Genomic DNA, 17,905 nt, shown 5'->3' on the forward strand with positions numbered 1-17,905 from the left:
TTATAGAAATATATGCAGAACACAACGAATCATATCAAACGGGAATTACAACTGACGGCGGATGGTAGCCATACGCTTTTTATCCCAGAAATGGACGAACACTACCATTCTGTGAATGGCGCCGTACAGGAGTCATGCCATGTCTTTATCGAAGCCGGGTTGCACCATCTGGAACGGGGGGAAATCACCATTCTGGAAATAGGTTTCGGTACCGGACTTAATGCCTTTCTGACTTTGTTGGATGCTGAGGCCTGTCAACGGAAAATACATTACTGTTCGATTGAGCTTTATCCGCTTGGTACAGACGTGATCGAGAGCCTGAATTACGGAGAAATGCTCTGTGCCGGACGAAAGGATGTTTTCCATGCTCTGCATCAGGCGGAATGGAATGTTGCAGTCCAGGTTACGGAGTTCTTTGAACTGCATAAAATACAAGGAGACAGTAATACGTGTGCTTTGCCGGATCGAATCGACCTGATCTATTTCGATGCGTTTGCCCCTGATAAGCAGCCGGAGATGTGGAATCAGGAAATCTTCAACCGGTTGTATACCCATACGACCGAAGGTGGTGTTTTGGTGACCTATTGTGCGAAAGGTGTCGTCAGGCGTATGATGAAAGAAGCCGGATATTCTGTTGAAAGAATACCCGGCCCCCCTGGAAAGCGCGAAATGCTTCGTGCTATTAAATTATAAAAGAGCTTCGATTTTAGATACGAATGTAGTTTTAGGAGCAGCACCTACCTGTTTGTCCACTACCTTTCCGTCTTTGAAGAAAAGAACGGTCGGGATGTTGCGGATACCAAATTGTGCAACCACGTCGTTGTTGTTGTCTACATCCATTTTGCCGATAGTAACACGGCCTTCATATTCGGTAGCCAGTTCATCGATGATCGGGCCGACCATGCGGCAAGGGCCACACCATTCTGCCCAGAAGTCAAGGACCATAGGCTTACCAGAGTTTACCAACTCTTCAAAATTTGCATCTGTAATTTGTAGTGCCATATCTTTAATTATGAATTATATATTCGAATTTTGTGCAAAAGTACAAATTCTTTTATACCGTACAAATACTACCCATTAATTTTAAAATCCATATTATCGTTCGTTTGCAAGAATTCGACCAGGTTGCGTGTGACATTGAGCCGTATGTTTTGTGAGAAAAAATTCTGTATGATATTATGTTCACCGTCAACCACCTTGAAGTATAACAGACTCTGGCCCGGATTGTTTTTAATCAGGGTAGACAGTTCGTTTATGGTAGGTTCGTCCAAATCGTGGATCGGGACCGTGATGCTGATCTTTTCGATCAGACGGTCCTTCTCTTCCTGTAGTAGCTGGATGGCTCCGATAGATAAGCTAAGGCGACCTGAATTGTAGCGGTCTTCCACACGCGCCTTGATCAGCAGGTACATACCGCGTTTGCCGAATTTGCTGTAATCGACGTAATCTTTACCGAACAACGCTATTTCTCCGCTACCGGTAAAATCTTCTATCTTGATAATGCCGTAAGGATTCCCTTTCTTGGTCATCCCTTCGCGGAAGTCCGTAACGATACCGCCGAACAGCAAATCTTTACCCACCAGGTTTTCCTTATCGTTTATTTCCGCCATGCCGGTATTACATACATATGTCAGTATAATACGGTATTCATCCAAAGGATGGGCGGAAAGATAGATGCCGACCAGTTCTTTTTCCTTATTTAGGCGTTCGAGGTCGCTCCAACGTTCACATTTGGGAATCTCCGGTTTGGCGATGGCGATAAAAGCATCTCCTCCGAACAGGGAATTGGTTGCCGTGCTCTTGTCCGTCTGGAACTTATTGCCATAGCGGACCAGCGTTTCGAGGAATATTTCTCCTTTTCCGGTTTCGGCAAAGAACTGTTCCCGCTGAATGCCGAAGTTGTCGAAAGCACCGGCCAATGCCAACGATTCGATATTTTTCTTGTTGCAGGCAGTCAGGCTGACACGTTCCACGAAATCAAAGATATCTTTATACGGACCGTTCTTTCTCCGTTCTTCAATGATATTTTGTACGGCAGCTTCACCAACACCCTTCACGGCACCCAGGCCGAAACGGATGTTCTTGTTCTTGTCCACACTGAACTTCAGGATCGATTCGTTCACATCCGGTCCAAGAACCTGGATGCCCATTGCCTTACATTCGTCCATGAATTTTGTGATATCCACAATGTTCGACAAACTTCGGCTCAGGACGGCAGCCATATACTCGGACGGATAGTTTGCTTTCAGAAAAGCCGTCTGATAGGCTACCCATGAGTAGCAGGTGGCATGACTCTTGTTGAAGGCGTATGAGGCGAATTTTTCCCAGTCGGACCATATCTTCTGCAAAGTTTCTTCCTTGTAACCGTTCGTCTTTCCACCCGCCATGAATTTAGATTTCAGGTGGTTCATCTTCTCGATCAACTTCTTACCCATTGCCTTACGGAGGGCGTCACTTTCGCCGCGGGTGAAGTTCGCTAACAGACGTGACAAAAGCATGACCTGTTCTTGGTAGACGGTGATACCATATGTGTCTTTCAGATACCGCTCCATGACGGGAATATCGTACTTGATTTCCTCTTTTCCCTGTTTGCGGGCGATGAAAGAAGGGATATAATCCATTGGTCCCGGACGGTACAGGGCGTTCATCGCAATCAAGTCTTCGAACTTGGACGGCTGCAACTCTTTCAGATACTTTTGCATACCGGCAGATTCAAACTGGAATGTACCTGTAGTCTTTCCGTCGCAATACAGTTTGTAGGTTGCCGGATCTTCCAGGCTGATATGGTCGATATCCAGTTCATGGCCCGTTGTCAGCCGGATGTTTTCGATCGCTTCTTTAATGATGGACAGTGTTTTCAGCCCTAAGAAGTCCATCTTGATCAAACCGGTTTCTTCGATCACCGAACCTTCATATTGGGTGACGAGCATTTCTTCTCCGGTATCTTTGTCCTTGGCTGTACTGACAGGTACGACGTCCGATATATCGTAACGTCCGATGATGACGCCGCAGGCATGTACACCTGTGTTGCGCACGTTACCTTCCAGCATTTGAGCATATTTCAAGGTATCGCGTGCCAGCGGATCGTTTCCGGTAGCCGCCTCTTTCAGTTCCGGCACATAGTTGATCGCATCTTTCAGCTTAAACTTCTTCATATCCGGTATCTTGTCCGGAACGAGTTTTGCGAGGCGGTTCGATTCGGCAAGAGGAAGCTTCTGTACACGTGCGACATCTTTGATAGCCGACTTGGTTGCCATCGTGCCGTACGTGATGATATGAGCCACACGTTCGGCTCCGTATTTTTCCGTTACCCAGCGAAGCACTTCCCCACGACCGTCATCGTCGAAGTCGGTATCGATATCGGGGAGGGAAATTCGGTCCGGATTCAGGAAACGCTCGAACAGCAAGTCGTATTTGATCGGGTCGATACGGGTGATCCCCAGGCAGTAGGCAACAGCCGAACCTGCTGCCGATCCACGGCCGGGGCCGACCGAAACACCCAATTCTTCGCGAGCGGCACGGATAAAGTCTTGCACGATCAAGAAGTAACCGGGGAAACCCATCGTCTTCATGATATGCAACTCGAAGTTCAACCGCTCCTTGACTTCGTCGTTCAGTTCATCTCCGTAACAAATTTTAGCTCCGTCGTAGGTGATCTTTTTCAGATAGTCAGCTTCCAGTTTGATACGGTATAGCTTTTCGTAACCGCCTAATTTCTTTATTTTGTCGTGTGCGGCCTCTTCACTCAGGACAACATTCCCGTTTTCATCACGGGTGAATTCGTCGAACAAGTCCTGTTCGGTGAATTTCCGGCGATATCCTTCTTCCGTTCCGAAATCTTCCGGGATGGCGAAGGTTGGCATGATAGGACCGTGGTCGATGGAGTAGAATTCCACCTTGTCGGCTATCTCCAGCGTGTTGCTGAGGGCTTCAGGAATATCAGAAAAGAGGGTATTCATCTCAGCCGTCGTCTTCATCCATTCCTGTTTGGTGTAACGCATACGGTTCGGGTCGTCCAGGTCTTTACCCGTACTGAGGCAGATCAGGCGGTCATGTGCTTCCGCGTCTTCTGCGTTGACAAAGTGAACGTCATTGGTCGCGATTACCTTGATATCGTGTTTACGCGCCAGTTCCAAAATCACCTTGTTGGCTGTTACCTGGTGAGGGTATACATCTTGTGCGGCGTTCGGATCATGTGTTTCATGCCGCTGTATTTCCAGGTAGTAATCTTCTCCGAACAGGTTCTTGAACCAAAGAACCGATTCTTCGGCCTTGTCCATCCGTCCGTTCAGGATATGCTGTGGAATTTCCCCACCGATACAGGCGGAGCATATGATCAGGTCTTCGTGATATTTTTCCAGCAACTCCTTGTCGATACGCGGACGTCCGTAAAAACCTTCCGTCCAGGACAAAGAAACCATCTTGATCAGATTCTTGTAGCCGTTTAGGTTCTTAGCCAACACGATCAAGTGCCATCCGCTTCGGTCGTTCTGCGAAGCGAGCTTGCTATGCCGTCCGTTACGGGCGCAATAACACTCGCAACCGAAGATCGGCTTGAATATTTTTTTCTTCTCTTCTTCGATTTTTGCAGGTATTTCTTCAAGACGGGCCTGCTCTTCGGAGGTCAGTTCCGTTTTACTTTTCAGTTCTTTCAACTCTTTCTCATAATCCTTGATAGCTCCTAACGGTTTGCCGTTTTTCTTGGATACCTTGTTGAAGAACTCTTTTATTCCGAACATCACACCGTGGTCGGTGACGGCAATCGCCGGCATACCATCCTTTTGTGCTTTGTCAATCAAAGCGTCGATCGATGCTTGTCCGTCCAGCAGTGAATACTGGGTATGTACGTGCAGATGTATAAACGGTTCCATATGGGTTCTTAATCTTTTTTATTTCGGCCTATAAAGATACGGGTTATTTTATAAATTTATTCTATCGCCTGCTATAATCCGGCTGAAAAACTCTATCTTTGCTTTTGATAACGCAGAGATTAGCAATATGAGAAAAATTATATTTATCGCCTTTTGGGCAATGTTGATGATTATGCCGGCTGTCGGTCAAGTTACTTTCGGCGTGCGTGCGGGTGGTGCTTATTCTTCTCTGGTGCAGAAAGTTGAAGGTACATACAACGCCGGTGCCCGTTTTGGTTTCAGCTTGGCCGGACTTGCTGATATACATCTATATAAGGGCTTGTCTTTGCGTCCCGAACTGGCGTTTACGAACCAAGGCGGTTCTTTCTACTCTAATCCGCAAGTGGAAGGGGCGAAGAATTCTTTCAATAAATGCAGTTACTATTCTATCCAGGTTCCGGTGAACTTAGCTTATACCTTTATTATAAATGATGTGCAGTTGGGCGTTTATGCCGGTCCGGCTCTCGACTTCTCTCTTTTTGGAAAGATGAAAACCGAAAACCAGAACGTCGATATCCATTTCGGCCAGACCAAGGAGGCTGATCTCAAAACATTTGATCTGGGTGTCAATGTCGGCCTGCGCGTGGATTACAGCCGCTACTTCTTTTCCGTCAGCGCCCTTTGCGGCACACTGGATCGTCGCGCCATAGAACGTGAAGGCGAATCTTCCCTCTATCAGAACAACGTGACGTTGTCGTTGGGGTATATGTTCCGGTAAATATTTATTACTTCTGTATACCGAAAACGAGATGATCCTTCTTTGTCATTTAGACAGAGAAAAGAGGACGTTATATGTCAAACAGAAATGTTAAAAAATATTACCCTTGCTACTAATTCTAAATACATGGGGTAGTAATCCTATTTTGATGGGATGGTAGTGACATTTTGATAGTCGCGCTATAAGCCCTATGAACCCTATTCTTTCTTCCATTACAGTAAATCTATCGTTTCAAGGGGTATCTCTCTCAATTTTGGCGATTGCCACATTTACCCCTTAAAGATGAAAGTTGTGCCTATTATCCCTCTTGTCTATCTGGCCTATTTTTGCAATGTAAAGTTAAAACAGTGATAAAAACGACATAGTTCTAATAGGACTATGTCGTTTTTTTATATTGAAAATCATCGTATAAGCTAAATTGAATCTTCTATATGCCTATTCAAGATCTTCTGTAAGTCTTTGTTTTTCAGCCTTTCCTTAACTAAGTCCTATTAGAACTATGTTGATTGTCGAAAAAATGGAACAGGAAGTAAGATAAAAACAATAAAAAAGATAAACAATATGAAACTGAAAAACATCGCATTAGGTATAGGGTTCCTTGCAGCCATGTTTTCTTGTTCGATGGAAGACGATATTGCTTCGGATACGAAAGGTAAGGTGGATGGCGTATCCGAAGATTTGTATGCAGCCCTCCAATTCAATATTTCAACAGGGACGGATTTGAGTACGAAAGCAACAACCGAAGTAACCGGACCGGCTGTGGATTCGGACTATAGTGCAGTGAAGAATAAAGAAATGGAGGTAAACCATTGTTTTGTCTTTGTGGCAAACGGAGATGAAATTATTGGACGGAGATATTATACAAAGTCAGACCTTACGCAGAAAGATGGAGCTTATAAATATACGTTGAATAAACATCTCTTGGTAAAAGTTCCTTCTGTGAAGCCTGATTTGACAGTTTTTGTAGTCGGTATGACTGATGACAGTAATTCTTATTTTGCGACCCATATATATGAAACTGTTTTTTCTTTAAGTGAGTTGAGGAACAAACCGATCGGAAAATTCGTTCGGGATGGTCAAGAAACCGGTAACTCCCTGACCGATTTTATTAAGGTGGGAGAAGGCACGATCTTGGCTGGTAGTTATGGAACGTCCAGCAAAACAACAGATTTTGATTGCCTGGAAGAGGGTACTGTAAAATGTGGCGTGGCTGATGTGACTTTGGCACTTCGGACAGCAGCTATAGAGATTGCCTCTTTCGTGATAAAGGATGCTAACGACAATGTATTGTTTGATAGTGACAACCCTCACAGCGCAGCAGATGTACGGGCTGTCCTCAGAGATATTCAATTGGGTACGGATAAGGGAGGCATAGGCCAAACAGATAATAACGGCCAGCTTTTGAGTACTCTTTTAGGGGGCGGTGAAGCCATAGGCGCAGCATATTATGCTTATACTTCTTATTTGAATAAATGGAACAGTATGAACGAGGAGGCTAAAAAGAAATCCAATCCTATCGGTTATCGTTTCTATACATACGAGAAGAAGTCGTCTGCCACGAATGTTACGCTTACGTATGATTGGAAGGGTAGATCTGGTAGTACGACTTTCTCTATTAAAACAGGAGGTACGACCGAAAACTGTGCTGAAGTAAAACCAAATCATTTGTATAAAGTGCATGTGACGATCAAGAATCAAGTGGTTGATGTTGATGTTATTACTTATACAATGGATTGGAAAAAAGAAGAGATAAGCGGTGAGTTTGAAAGGATAAATGGGTAAAATATATATAATATCATGAAGCTAAGAAATATAATATCAGTGATGTGCGTAATGGCAAGCGTCTTTACAGCATGTGTAAATGAAATACCCACAGATAGTCCGGAAATCGCACAGGTGGGAGATCTGTCGATCGTGTTTGCGGTAGGGGATGCACAAACGAAAGCGGAAGCTGCTGATGGATATGAATGGGCGACTCCGGATGAGTTGGAAATCAGCCGTGTGACAATCGCTGTGTTTGATGATCAGAATATTTGCGTAGGATTTGTAAAAGATCCAAATTTAATTTCAGAAACGGTTACTGTGAATGATAAATCGCTACCGGCCTATCGGGCTTCTTTAAGTGAATTGCCAATAAACAAGAAACTTACATTTGTCGTGATAGCCAATTCGACAAATGAATATAACGGATTAGGCAAAGGTTCTTCATATAGCGAATTTGAAGCTCTGCAAGAAGAAACTACCGGTTTCCCGTATGCTGAAAGGCTTGCAAATACTTTGGTGAAAATCGGATCGATGGAAACTACTCTTTCTGTTTCTACTACAGAGATCCAGGTCCCATTACGTTCACTGAGTGCACGTATTGATTTTGGAGGGGTGTCTTCGTTGAATGATGAGACTGAAGAAAAGGTGTTGGCTGATGAAGATGGTGATTGGGTACAGTTGGAGTACAATTCAAATAATGTTTTGATGGATAAATTATTGAAGTCTGTTGCTGATTATGATGATATACAGGATTTGAATTCTAAAGGTTGGGGAGATGGGAAAAATCATAGTCAGATAACTTGGTATCAGAACTTTTATTATTATAGGGATAGGAAGAGTACTACTTATCGCATAAGCTTTTATAAACAAGAAACAAAGAAAAATCGGAAAGAAATTAGAAAGCAGGGAGCTTATTGGCAAGGGCCGATAGGGCTAAGTGGTGCAAATCAACTTTCTTATTTGTTATATATAGATAATCAGCCTCTTTATAAGGAAGCTGGTGCTGCAAATTGTAACGATACGACTTTTTATTCGTATCCATCCAGCGATTCTCGCTTTAATCTTACATTTACGTTACAATGTGGTATAGGGGAGAGTATAATATCGGAGTATGACAAGGAGGTGCGTTATGCGTATGTTGTACAACGTAACTATAGGGGGGGGTATTTCCCGGATACTCCTTATCCGACCGGAAAGGATATGGTTACGATTCCGAATAATGAGGTAACGAAGGAGTTGGTAAATTGTGGTTCTGAAGATGTTGAAAAAGTTTCAGATCAAACGGTTAATAGCCCGACTTACGAAACTTGTAAACTTACAATCGATGGTAACCAACTTCAAGCTGGTCATCTTTATCGTCTAACAGGAATATATAACCCGCCTGTATCAGAGGATATTATCTGGCAGGTTGCTGAGTGGGATGGTAATCATAGTGTGAGTATTGATTTTGGTAAATGAAAATTAACGAAATAAAAAGATAGACGTATGAAGCAATATATATTATCAGTAATTTGTGCTATATGTGCAATTTGTGTCTTGTTCGCTTGTACTGATGACGATTTGGTCAAGAAAGGAAACAAGGTGGTTGAAGGGATACCGACGGAAGTGAAATTATCGTTTACGGCAACTACTCCGGTTCACTTGGAAACAAAGTCTGCTTTGCCAACGGATGAAGAGTTCCGTGTTACTAATTTGTACTTGTTTGTCTTTAATGCAGAAACTGGGGAAAAAGAGTTTGGACGACTTTTCAAGGGAGAAGACTTAGGTATAATATCTCAAAAGCAAGCAGATGGATCGGGTGAAACGAAAGGAGAAATTACAGTAGAACTTCTCTCTGGGACGAAACGGATCTATGCAATTGCTAATGTACCGAATGAAAGTTCTATTTCCAGTTTGAAAACAAGTTTGGATGAAATTTCGAATGTGGATGGGTTATTGGAAAATGAAGTGAATCTGATACAAGAGACCTATCTGCGTTCATCCGGGCATTTGTTGATGACTGGTGTGTACGGCGGGGCATCGACTAATGGTGTTTGTACCATTGATCCGGCCTGTACTCGGTTGGAACCAATCTCTTTAAAAAGGGTGGATGCCCGCGTCACCTTTAATATCGGAATAGAGAAGGGGGGAACAGAAAAAAAGTTTACCCCTAAAAAATGGCAGGTGTTCAATTTGCCTAAACATATCAGTTTAGTTTCAAAAGAGTCTGATATCGCTTCTTCCCAAGATGATTATTTTGATATGACTGAGCCTGTTAGTTTTGAGACAACAACGACATCCGGCCAATCCTCTTTTACGTTTTATATGTGGGAGAACCGGAAGTCTGCACAAGGCTTGACTGTGTATCAGGAAAGAGAAATGCAGGATAAAACGACACCAAATCCCAGTCATCTGGGATATGTGGTGAATGGAGCTTTCCTGTATGCACCAGCTAATTCAACTTATGTCGTTTTGACCGGTGATTATTATGAGAAATATACGGAAGATGGTGTTACGAAAGAGCGTACGGCTGATGTTACATACACGGTTCATTTGGGATATGCAAAGTCGGTGAATGGAACTCTGGCAAATGATTTTAATACGGAAAGAAATACGACTTATATTTATAATGTAAACATCAAAAATGTGAATGACATCCGTTTGGAGGTCACCTCTTTTGAAGATGGAGAAAGTAAGGAACCTTCGCCAGGAGCAGAGGGGAATATTGTGGAAACAGATAAATTTTATCCGTTGGATGCACATTTCGAACACGATATTATCGTCTTTAATAAAAAAGCCCTTGAGGGTAGAGCTGGATTTAAGTTGAAAACTCCTTTCCAAGAGGGGTATTTTTCGATTGATGGAGCTGCGGGTAGCCAGCCGATTTCAGACGCTAAAGATTATGAATGGGTGCATTTTAGAAGGCACGAAAAAAATAAAAATGTGTATAGTAGAAGCAATTATCAAATGTATGATCCGGATAAGGTGATAAATATAGAACAATTGTTGCAAGAGTTGAAAACTGATGATATTTATGATAGCAAGGGAGATGTTGTCTATACTATGTTCGTGGATGAATTTTATTACGATAGAAACCCAATGACTGGCAATACAGATAATTTGTTGTGGAAGAAATTTGTAAATCAACCGAATCGTGAAATGCATATTTTGTGCAACACAGAATATAGCCAGGATCGGGAAAGTAGTTTGACAACCTCTTCTATTATGATTAGCCAACGTTCCATCAAAACATTCTATAATGAGAATGCATCGGGTTTGAAAACGGCTTGGGGTATAGAAACGATTAATGAGACAGGAAAGTTGACACCTCCGGATGATAATCCGTGGAATAAAGGGGATTTGGATAAGAGCAATGGCCGTTGGAACTTTTTCTCACAAGCTGATATACGAAATCAGATATGGAACGAATATGTTTCAACGGATGTGGCCTTTAATGGAAACCATTTGAATAGTGATCTTGATGCTGGTAAGAAATTGGTATGGGCCTGCTTGCAGCGAAATCGTGACGAGAATGGAAATGGGGAGATTGATGCTACTGAGATCAAGTGGTACCCGGCATCCATTAACCAATATACAGATATTTGGATCGGTAAAGATGCTCTTCCGGTGGAGGCTCATTTGTATCCTAATGGAAGTAGTGAGTACTGGCGTTATCTAAGTAGCAACGGAAAGGAATTTTATGCGGAAGAAGGTGCTGCTATTAATAATTATAAATTTTTGTATGCCAATAGTATACCAGGAGCTAAGAAGCCGACCCAATATGATTATCGCTGTGTCCGTAATTTGGGAATGTCAGATAGCAGACCTACTAATGCGGCTAAGGATGTGCCGCAAGATTACGTGTCATCATACGGTAATGGACGTTTCTATTACCCTTATATAAACGAAAATGCTTTGCGTGGAGAGCAAGATGTCCAAAAAGGGGAATTTGCTGTGCATACGGAATTAGATCCGGCTAATCGTCCTTATGTCAAGGGATTTGAATATAAATCTACAGAAGATATGTCTGTGATGTATTGGAAAGAGTTGAATGATGCTGTTTCTGCTGGCTCTTCGCCGTGTGCAAAATATAATAAAGGGGGAGAAACTGGTTGGCGCTTGCCGAATGAACGAGAGTTGTCACTGATGTCTTCTCGATTATCTGATGGATGGACGGGGACATACCAGTGGGCTCGGACAACCTCATCCTTAGAGGGTAAGAAGAATTTGGGATATGGAGGAAGTTATGGCTTTATGTCGGTTCCGGATAAAAATCCTAATTATAAAGGACGTGTACGTTGTGTGCGTGATATATATTAATTCTGCCTATATTTTTTCATTTAACTTACATAAACCGAATCCTTAACGGGATATAGGGAACTTAGGGCGCGGAGGTTTTCTTCGTGCCCTTTGTGATGTAAGGAAGGTAGTGTGTAATGCTGTCGCAATAGATTTGGAAAAATGTTGCTTCTTTGCAAAAAAACGATAAGGTGCATACGGATATTGTGCTTGCAAATCGTGAAACAGGTTTGGAAAAAGGCATCCGCCAGGTGGCCCTCAATATGAAACAAAAAAGCATGGAGGCCATTGCCATTATGGAGTGTACCGGTCTGGATGCCGGGACGGTTGCGGAATTGTAGTTGGAATAATCATTTGCAGAAGATTGTAGGTAAAGGTTCGGTAGCTTGCAGGTTACCGGACCTTTTTTTCCTGTAATTGACCTACTTGTGTAAATTCTTTCTACGAAAAGTTTTGTGTTTTGCAGAAAAACCGTACCTTTGCAAGCCGAATATTATCAAAATTGTACTAAGAGTTTAATTTTTAGCACGTTGTTACGTCAAGTGTCCGTAGTGACAGCGCACGCGAGGATTGGATTCTTGTTTTTTAGAGTTATTAATTTATTAATTTTTTAAGCAAGTGGATACTTTAAGTTTTAAGACCATTTCTGCAAACAAAGCAACTGTAAACAAAGAGTGGGTCATTGTTGACGCCGAAGGACAGACTTTGGGACGCCTTTGCGCAAAGGTAGCGAAGCTTTTGCGTGGTAAGTACAAACCCAATTTTACTCCGCACGTTGATTGTGGTGATAACGTAATTATCATCAATGCAGACAAAATCGTTCTGACAGGTAATAAGTGGAACGATCGTATTTATTTGAGATATACCGGATATCCCGGTGGACAGATCGCTTATACGCCGGCTGACTTACAGGCTAAAGGTGACGACCGTCTGTTCCGTAAAGTAGTAAAAGGTATGCTTCCGAAGAATCGTCTGGGTGCTAAACTGTTGAACAATCTGTATGTATATGCAGGAACAGAGCACAAACACGAAGCTCAGCAGCCTAAATTAATCGATATAAACTCATATAAATAATCACAATGGAAGTAGTAAATGCAATAGGAAGACGTAAGGCAGCAGTTGCTCGCGTATTCGTAAGCGAAGGTACAGGAAAGATTACTATCAACAAACGTGATCTGGCTAATTACTTTCCTTCTACAATCCTTCAGTTCATTGTTAAGCAGCCGCTCGCAAAGCTGAACGTCGCAGAACAATATGATATCAAGATCAACCTCGATGGAGGTGGTTTCAAAGGACAGTCTGAAGCTGCTCGCCTGGCTATCGCCCGCGCACTGGTTAAGATCAATCCGGAAGACAAATCCGCTCTTCGTGCAGAAGGTTTCGTTACTCGTGACCCGCGTGCTGTTGAACGTAAGAAACCGGGACGTCCTAAAGCTCGTAAGAGATTCCAGTTCAGTAAACGTTAATCTTATTTGTGAGTCCCTTACAAGTATAGCAAAGCGTTTAGTATCTAAATTATCAGGATTCTTTTTATATGCTGACATACGGGAGGACTACCTGATGATTGAGTTAAACAAAAGAAAGTAAACGATTTTAAGAAAAAAACAATGTCAAGAGTTAATTTTGATCAGTTATTAGAAGCTGGCGTACACTTCGGACACTTAAAAAGAAAGTGGAACCCCGCAATGGCTCCTTATATCTTTATGGAGCGCAATGGTATTCATATCATTGACTTATATAAAACAGTTGCTAAAGTAGACGAAGCAGCAGAAGTAATGAAGAACCTGGCAAAACAGGGTAAGAAAGTGCTTTTCGTTGCTACTAAAAAACAAGCTAAACAAGTTGTCGCAGATAAGGCCTCTTCTGTAGGTATGCCTTACGTTATCGAACGCTGGCCGGGTGGTATGTTGACCAACTTCCCGACTATCCGTAAAGCTATCAAGAAGATGGCTACAATCGATAAGATGACAAAAGATGGTACATTTGATAATCTTTCCAAGAGAGAAAAACTTCAGATCACTCGTCAGCGTGCTAAGTTGGAAAAGACTTTAGGTTCTATTGTGGACCTGACTCGTCTTCCGTCAGCTTTGTTTGTTGTTGACGTAATGAAAGAACATATCGCAGTTCGTGAAGCTAACCGTCTGGGTATTCCTGTATTCGGAATGGTTGATACTAACTCTGATCCGAACAACATCGACTACGTGATTCCGGCTAACGACGACGCTACAAAATCTGTAGAAGTTATCTTGGGCGCTATCTGCGAAGCAATGAACGAAGGTCTGCAGGAACGTAAAGCTGAAAAGATCGATACAGAAGCTGCCGGAGAAGGCGAAGCTCCTAAAAGAGAACGCAAAGCGAAAGCTGCTGTAAAGAAAGAACGTACGAAGAAGGAAGACGACGAAGCGCTGAACGCTAACGTTGCTGACAAATTCGCTAAGGACGAAGAGTAATTCAATTGACAATTCAAAATTGACAATTGAAAATTAAGAGAAACATAAAATGAAACGATGGGCAATTGGCTTTTGACTTGAATTGTCAATTGTCAATTGTCCATTGTCAATTAATAAAGTAAACATTTAATAAATAAGGAAATAAGATTATGGCTGTAACTATGGCTGATATTACCAAGCTGCGCAAAATGAGTGGAGCTGGTATGATGGACTGCAAGAAGGCTTTGACCGAATCCGATGGTGATATCGAAAAGGCAATGGAAATTATCCGTAAAAAAGGACAGGCTATTGCTGCTAAGCGTTCTGACCGCGACGCTGCCGAAGGTTGCGTATTGGCAAAGAAAGATGGCGAATTCGCTGCTATCATCGCTTTGAAGTGCGAAACTGACTTCGTGGCTAAGAATGAAGATTTCATCGCACTGACTCAGGCTATCTTGGATGCTGCTGTGGCTAACAAGTGCAAGACTCTGGACGAAGTGAAGGCTTTGCCGATGGGTAAGGGCACTGTACAGGATGCTGTTACCGACCGTAGCGGTATCACGGGCGAAAAGATGGAATTGGACGGCTATAACGTAGTGGAAGGTGCTTATACCACTGTTTACAACCACATGGGTAAGAATCAGCTGTGTACGATCGCTGCGTTCAACAAGGAATCTGAAGAAGCTGCTCACAACATTGCTATGCAGATCGCTGCCATGAACCCGATCGCTATTGACGAAGCTGGTGTGCCTGAATCTGTAAAAGAACAGGAAATCCAGGTGGCAATCGAAAAGACAAAGGCTGAACAAGTTCAGAAAGCTGTTGAAGCTGCTCTGAAAAAAGCTGGAATCAACCCGACACACGTTGACAGCGAAGACCATATGGAAAGCAACATGGCTAAAGGCTGGATCACGGCTGAAGATGTTGCCAAAGCAAAAGAAATCATTGCTACTGTTTCAGCTGAAAAAGCAGCAAACTTGCCTCAGCAGATGATTGAGAACATCGCTAAAGGCCGTCTTGGCAAATTCTTGAAGGAAGTTTGCTTGCTGAACCAGGAAGATATCATGGATGGCAAGAAGACTGTAAAAGAAACAATGAAGGAAGCTGATCCTGAATTGCAGATCTTGGCATTCAAACGCTTCACTTTGCGTGCCGAATAATTTTGCTACGGCAGTTTGAAATAAAAAAGGAGGTGTTTTTTGAAAACATCTCCTTTTCTATTTTGCGAGGGTGTGTCGAAACTATCCTGTTCCCGCGCTTGACGCGGGATCGCATTAAAGCCAGTCATATAAATCTGATTGATAAGGCTTGCTCTTTTGCGTCCCCGCGTCAAGCGCGGGGACAAGGAGATTTTGATCTTCTTATTTTAAAGCAGCCAAAGCCTCTTTGATACGTTTGATCGCTTCCACGATGTTTTCATCGCTGGTAGCGTAACTCATGCGGATGCATTCGGGGGCACCGAACGATGTACCGCCAACACAAGCTACATGGGCGACTTCCAACAAGTACATGGCTAGATCATCTGCATTCTCGATTGTGCGTGTACCATCGGTTTTGCCAAAGTAATAGCTACATTTCGGGAACAGATAGAAAGCACCTTCCGGCTGATTTACTTCAAATCCCGGAACTTCTTTCGCTAAGCCGACGATCAGGTTACGGCGGCGTTCAAATGCCTGACGCATTTCTTCGACTGGAGCCTGTGAACCTGTGTAAGCAGCTTCTGCTGCTTTCTGGGATACGGAGCATGGTCCGGAAGTGTATTGTCCTTGCAATTTGTTTACAGCCTTTACGATCCATTCCGGTCCCGCAATGAAACCGATACGCCATCCGGTCATGGCATAGGCTTTGGAAACACCGTTGACAATGACAGTACGGTCTTTCATTCCGTCTATCTGTGCGATGCTGTTATGTTTGCCGATATAGTTGATATGTTCGTAGATCTCGTCTGCAATCACAATGATTTCCGGATGTTTTTTCAGGACTTCGGCCAAGCCTGCCAATTCTTCCGCACTATAGACCGAACCGGTAGGGTTAGACGGGGAGCAGAGGATCAACGCCTTTGTCTTCGGTGTGATAGCCGCTTCCAACTGTGCCGGAGTGATCTTGAAATCCTGTTCGATACCGGCCGCAACGATTACTGGTGTGCCTTCGGCCAATTTCACCATTTCTGGATAGCTGACCCAGAACGGAGCTGGGATAATCACTTCGTCACCCGGATTTACCAATACCATGATTGTATTACAAACGGATTGTTTGGCACCATTTGCGCAAGAAATCTGGTTGGCTGTGTATTCCAATCCGTTCTCGTTTTTCAGCTTGGCAACGATGGCATTACGCAAGGCCGGATAACCAGCAACGGGAGAATAACGAGAATAGTTTTCGTCGATAGCTTTTTTAGCAGCTTCCTTAATAGGTTCGGGAGTATTGAAGTCGGGTTCTCCGACACTTAAGTTGATAACATCAACTCCCTGAGCCTTTAATTCACTGCTCTTCTGGGACATCGCCAATGTTGCGGATGGCGACAAACTTGCTAAACGTGCTGATACTTGTGTCATGATAGTGTTATTATGTAATTATGAATTATTTGATATTATGCAAGACGTGTCCCATACGTTCCTTTTTCGTCTTCATGTAGAATTCGTTGTAAGGATTTGGAGCAACTTCGATAGGAACGTTTTCTACGACTGTCAGCCCGTATGCTTCCAGCCCGACACGCTTAACGGGGTTGTTGGTCATCAGGCGCATCTTGGTGACTCCCAAGTGGCGTAAGATTTGGGCACCGACACCGTAATCGCGTTCGTCTGCCTGGTGTCCGAGATGCAAATTTGCATCGACAGTGTCCAAACCGTCTTCCTGAAGTTTATAGGCTTTCATCTTTTCCATCAGTCCGATGCCACGTCCTTCCTGGTTCAGGTAAACGATTACTCCCTTACCTTCTTGTTCGATATGTTGCATTGCTTTGTGCAACTGTTCGCCACATTCGCAGCGCATGGAACCAAAGATATCACCGGTTGCACAGGAAGAATGTACACGCACCAGGATCGGTTCGTCCGGCTCGAACTTGCCTTTTATCAGGGCGATATGTTCTAATCCGTTGCTCTTCTGGCGGAATGGGATCAGGCGGAAGTGTCCATACTCGGTCGGCAGGTCAACTTCGACGCCATTTTCTACGATCGATTCTGTTTTCAGACGGTATGAAATCAGGTCTTTGATACAGATGATCTTGATATCGAACTTCTTGGCTACCTCGATCAGTTGGGGCAGGCGTGCCATTGTTCCGTCTTCATTGATGATTTCAATCAATGCACCTGCCGGATACAGACCGGCGAGGCGTGCCAGGTCAACAGCGGCTTCGGTATGTCCGGCACGGCGCAACACACCACGCGAACGGGCGCGAAGCGGATTGATATGTCCCGGACGGCCCAAGTCGGACGGTTTGGTTTTCGGATCGGCAAGCGCTAAAATGGTTTCTGCACGGTCGAACATCGAAACGCCTGTCGTACAGCCGCCACCTAATTTATCTACCGTTATCGTAAAGGGAGTTCCCAGCAACGAGGTGTTGTTTGCCACCTGCATGTCCAGTTCTAATTCCTGACAACGTTCTTCCGTGATCGGTGCGCACAATACGCCACGACCGTTTTTCAACATGAAGTTTACTTTTTCGGGAGTTATCTTTTCGGCAGCAATAATAAAATCACCTTCATTTTCGCGATCTTCATCATCGACTACGATTAAGAATTTTCCTTCGCGGAAGTCTTCAATAGCTTCTTCAATGGTGTTTAATTTGATTTCGCTCATATTTCTTT

The 17,905-nt window shown here is 43.5% G+C and carries 14 protein-coding genes; 10 read left to right on the plus strand and 4 right to left on the minus strand.

The annotated features are described in order from the left end of the window. Window positions 1–12: 12 nt before the first annotated feature. Window positions 13–693: a tRNA (5-methylaminomethyl-2-thiouridine)(34)-methyltransferase MnmD gene (mnmD, locus tag NQ564_RS17775; RefSeq protein ID WP_008152937.1), complete on the plus strand. Its 681-nt coding sequence runs from the start codon at window positions 13–15 to the stop codon at window positions 691–693. On the opposite strand, the gene trxA is transcribed toward mnmD, so the two are convergent. Together trxA and dnaE are read right to left on the minus strand one after the other, a co-directional pair. Next, window positions 688–1,002 (minus strand): thioredoxin, encoded by a 315-nt coding sequence (gene trxA, locus NQ564_RS17780; protein WP_005637649.1) that lies wholly within the window; start codon window positions 1,000–1,002, stop codon window positions 688–690. The two genes, mnmD and trxA, sit on opposite strands and share 6 nt — an antisense overlap. Window positions 1,003–1,070: 68 nt before the next feature. Beyond that, on the minus strand, window positions 1,071–4,871 hold the full coding sequence (dnaE, locus tag NQ564_RS17785; RefSeq protein ID WP_008152936.1) for a DNA polymerase III subunit alpha: 3,801 nt from the start codon (window positions 4,869–4,871) through the stop codon (window positions 1,071–1,073). 127 nt (window positions 4,872–4,998) lie between these two features. Between dnaE and NQ564_RS17790 the strand changes: the two genes are divergently transcribed. The 9 genes from NQ564_RS17790 to tsf all read left to right on the plus strand — a co-directional run bounded on the left by NQ564_RS17790 (window position 4,999) and on the right by tsf (window position 15,259). Further along, on the plus strand, window positions 4,999–5,628 hold the full coding sequence (locus NQ564_RS17790) for a porin family protein (protein WP_008152934.1): 630 nt from the start codon (window positions 4,999–5,001) through the stop codon (window positions 5,626–5,628). Between the two features lie 561 nt (window positions 5,629–6,189). Beyond that, window positions 6,190–7,410 (plus strand): hypothetical protein, encoded by a 1,221-nt coding sequence (locus tag NQ564_RS17795; RefSeq protein ID WP_008152932.1) that lies wholly within the window; start codon window positions 6,190–6,192, stop codon window positions 7,408–7,410. Between the two features lie 15 nt (window positions 7,411–7,425). Continuing rightward, the gene (locus NQ564_RS17800; RefSeq protein ID WP_008152930.1) at window positions 7,426–8,850 is read left to right on the plus strand and encodes a hypothetical protein; all 1,425 of its coding nucleotides are present in this window, start codon (window positions 7,426–7,428) and stop codon (window positions 8,848–8,850) included. A gap of 27 nt (window positions 8,851–8,877) precedes the next feature. Next, window positions 8,878–11,691, plus strand: a complete 2,814-nt coding sequence (locus NQ564_RS17805; protein WP_129650322.1) for a fimbrial protein — start codon at window positions 8,878–8,880, stop codon at window positions 11,689–11,691. A 152-nt stretch (window positions 11,692–11,843) separates the two neighbouring features. Continuing rightward, window positions 11,844–12,011, plus strand: a complete 168-nt coding sequence (locus NQ564_RS17810) for a hypothetical protein (RefSeq protein WP_008152924.1) — start codon at window positions 11,844–11,846, stop codon at window positions 12,009–12,011. A 277-nt stretch (window positions 12,012–12,288) separates the two neighbouring features. Beyond that, window positions 12,289–12,744: a 50S ribosomal protein L13 gene (rplM, locus tag NQ564_RS17815; RefSeq protein ID WP_005637644.1), complete on the plus strand. Its 456-nt coding sequence runs from the start codon at window positions 12,289–12,291 to the stop codon at window positions 12,742–12,744. 5 nt (window positions 12,745–12,749) lie between these two features. Next, window positions 12,750–13,136: a 30S ribosomal protein S9 gene (gene rpsI, locus NQ564_RS17820; protein WP_005637642.1), complete on the plus strand. Its 387-nt coding sequence runs from the start codon at window positions 12,750–12,752 to the stop codon at window positions 13,134–13,136. Window positions 13,137–13,277: 141 nt separating this feature from the next. Next, the gene (gene rpsB / locus NQ564_RS17825; protein WP_005637640.1) at window positions 13,278–14,120 is read left to right on the plus strand and encodes a 30S ribosomal protein S2; all 843 of its coding nucleotides are present in this window, start codon (window positions 13,278–13,280) and stop codon (window positions 14,118–14,120) included. A 149-nt stretch (window positions 14,121–14,269) separates the two neighbouring features. Continuing rightward, window positions 14,270–15,259, plus strand: coding sequence for a translation elongation factor Ts (gene tsf, locus NQ564_RS17830; protein ID WP_008152920.1), 990 nt, complete (start codon window positions 14,270–14,272; stop codon window positions 15,257–15,259). Between the two features lie 201 nt (window positions 15,260–15,460). Here tsf and NQ564_RS17835 read toward each other — a convergent pair whose 3' ends face one another. Beyond that, window positions 15,461–16,654, minus strand: coding sequence for a pyridoxal phosphate-dependent aminotransferase (locus NQ564_RS17835; protein WP_008154134.1), 1,194 nt, complete (start codon window positions 16,652–16,654; stop codon window positions 15,461–15,463). Between the two features lie 25 nt (window positions 16,655–16,679). Next, window positions 16,680–17,897 (minus strand): bifunctional 3,4-dihydroxy-2-butanone-4-phosphate synthase/GTP cyclohydrolase II, encoded by a 1,218-nt coding sequence (locus tag NQ564_RS17840; protein WP_008152915.1) that lies wholly within the window; start codon window positions 17,895–17,897, stop codon window positions 16,680–16,682. Between the last annotated feature and the right edge of the window lie 8 nt (window positions 17,898–17,905).

The organism is Parabacteroides johnsonii DSM 18315 (assembly GCF_025151045.1).
Lineage (GTDB): Bacteria > Bacteroidota > Bacteroidia > Bacteroidales > Tannerellaceae > Parabacteroides > Parabacteroides johnsonii.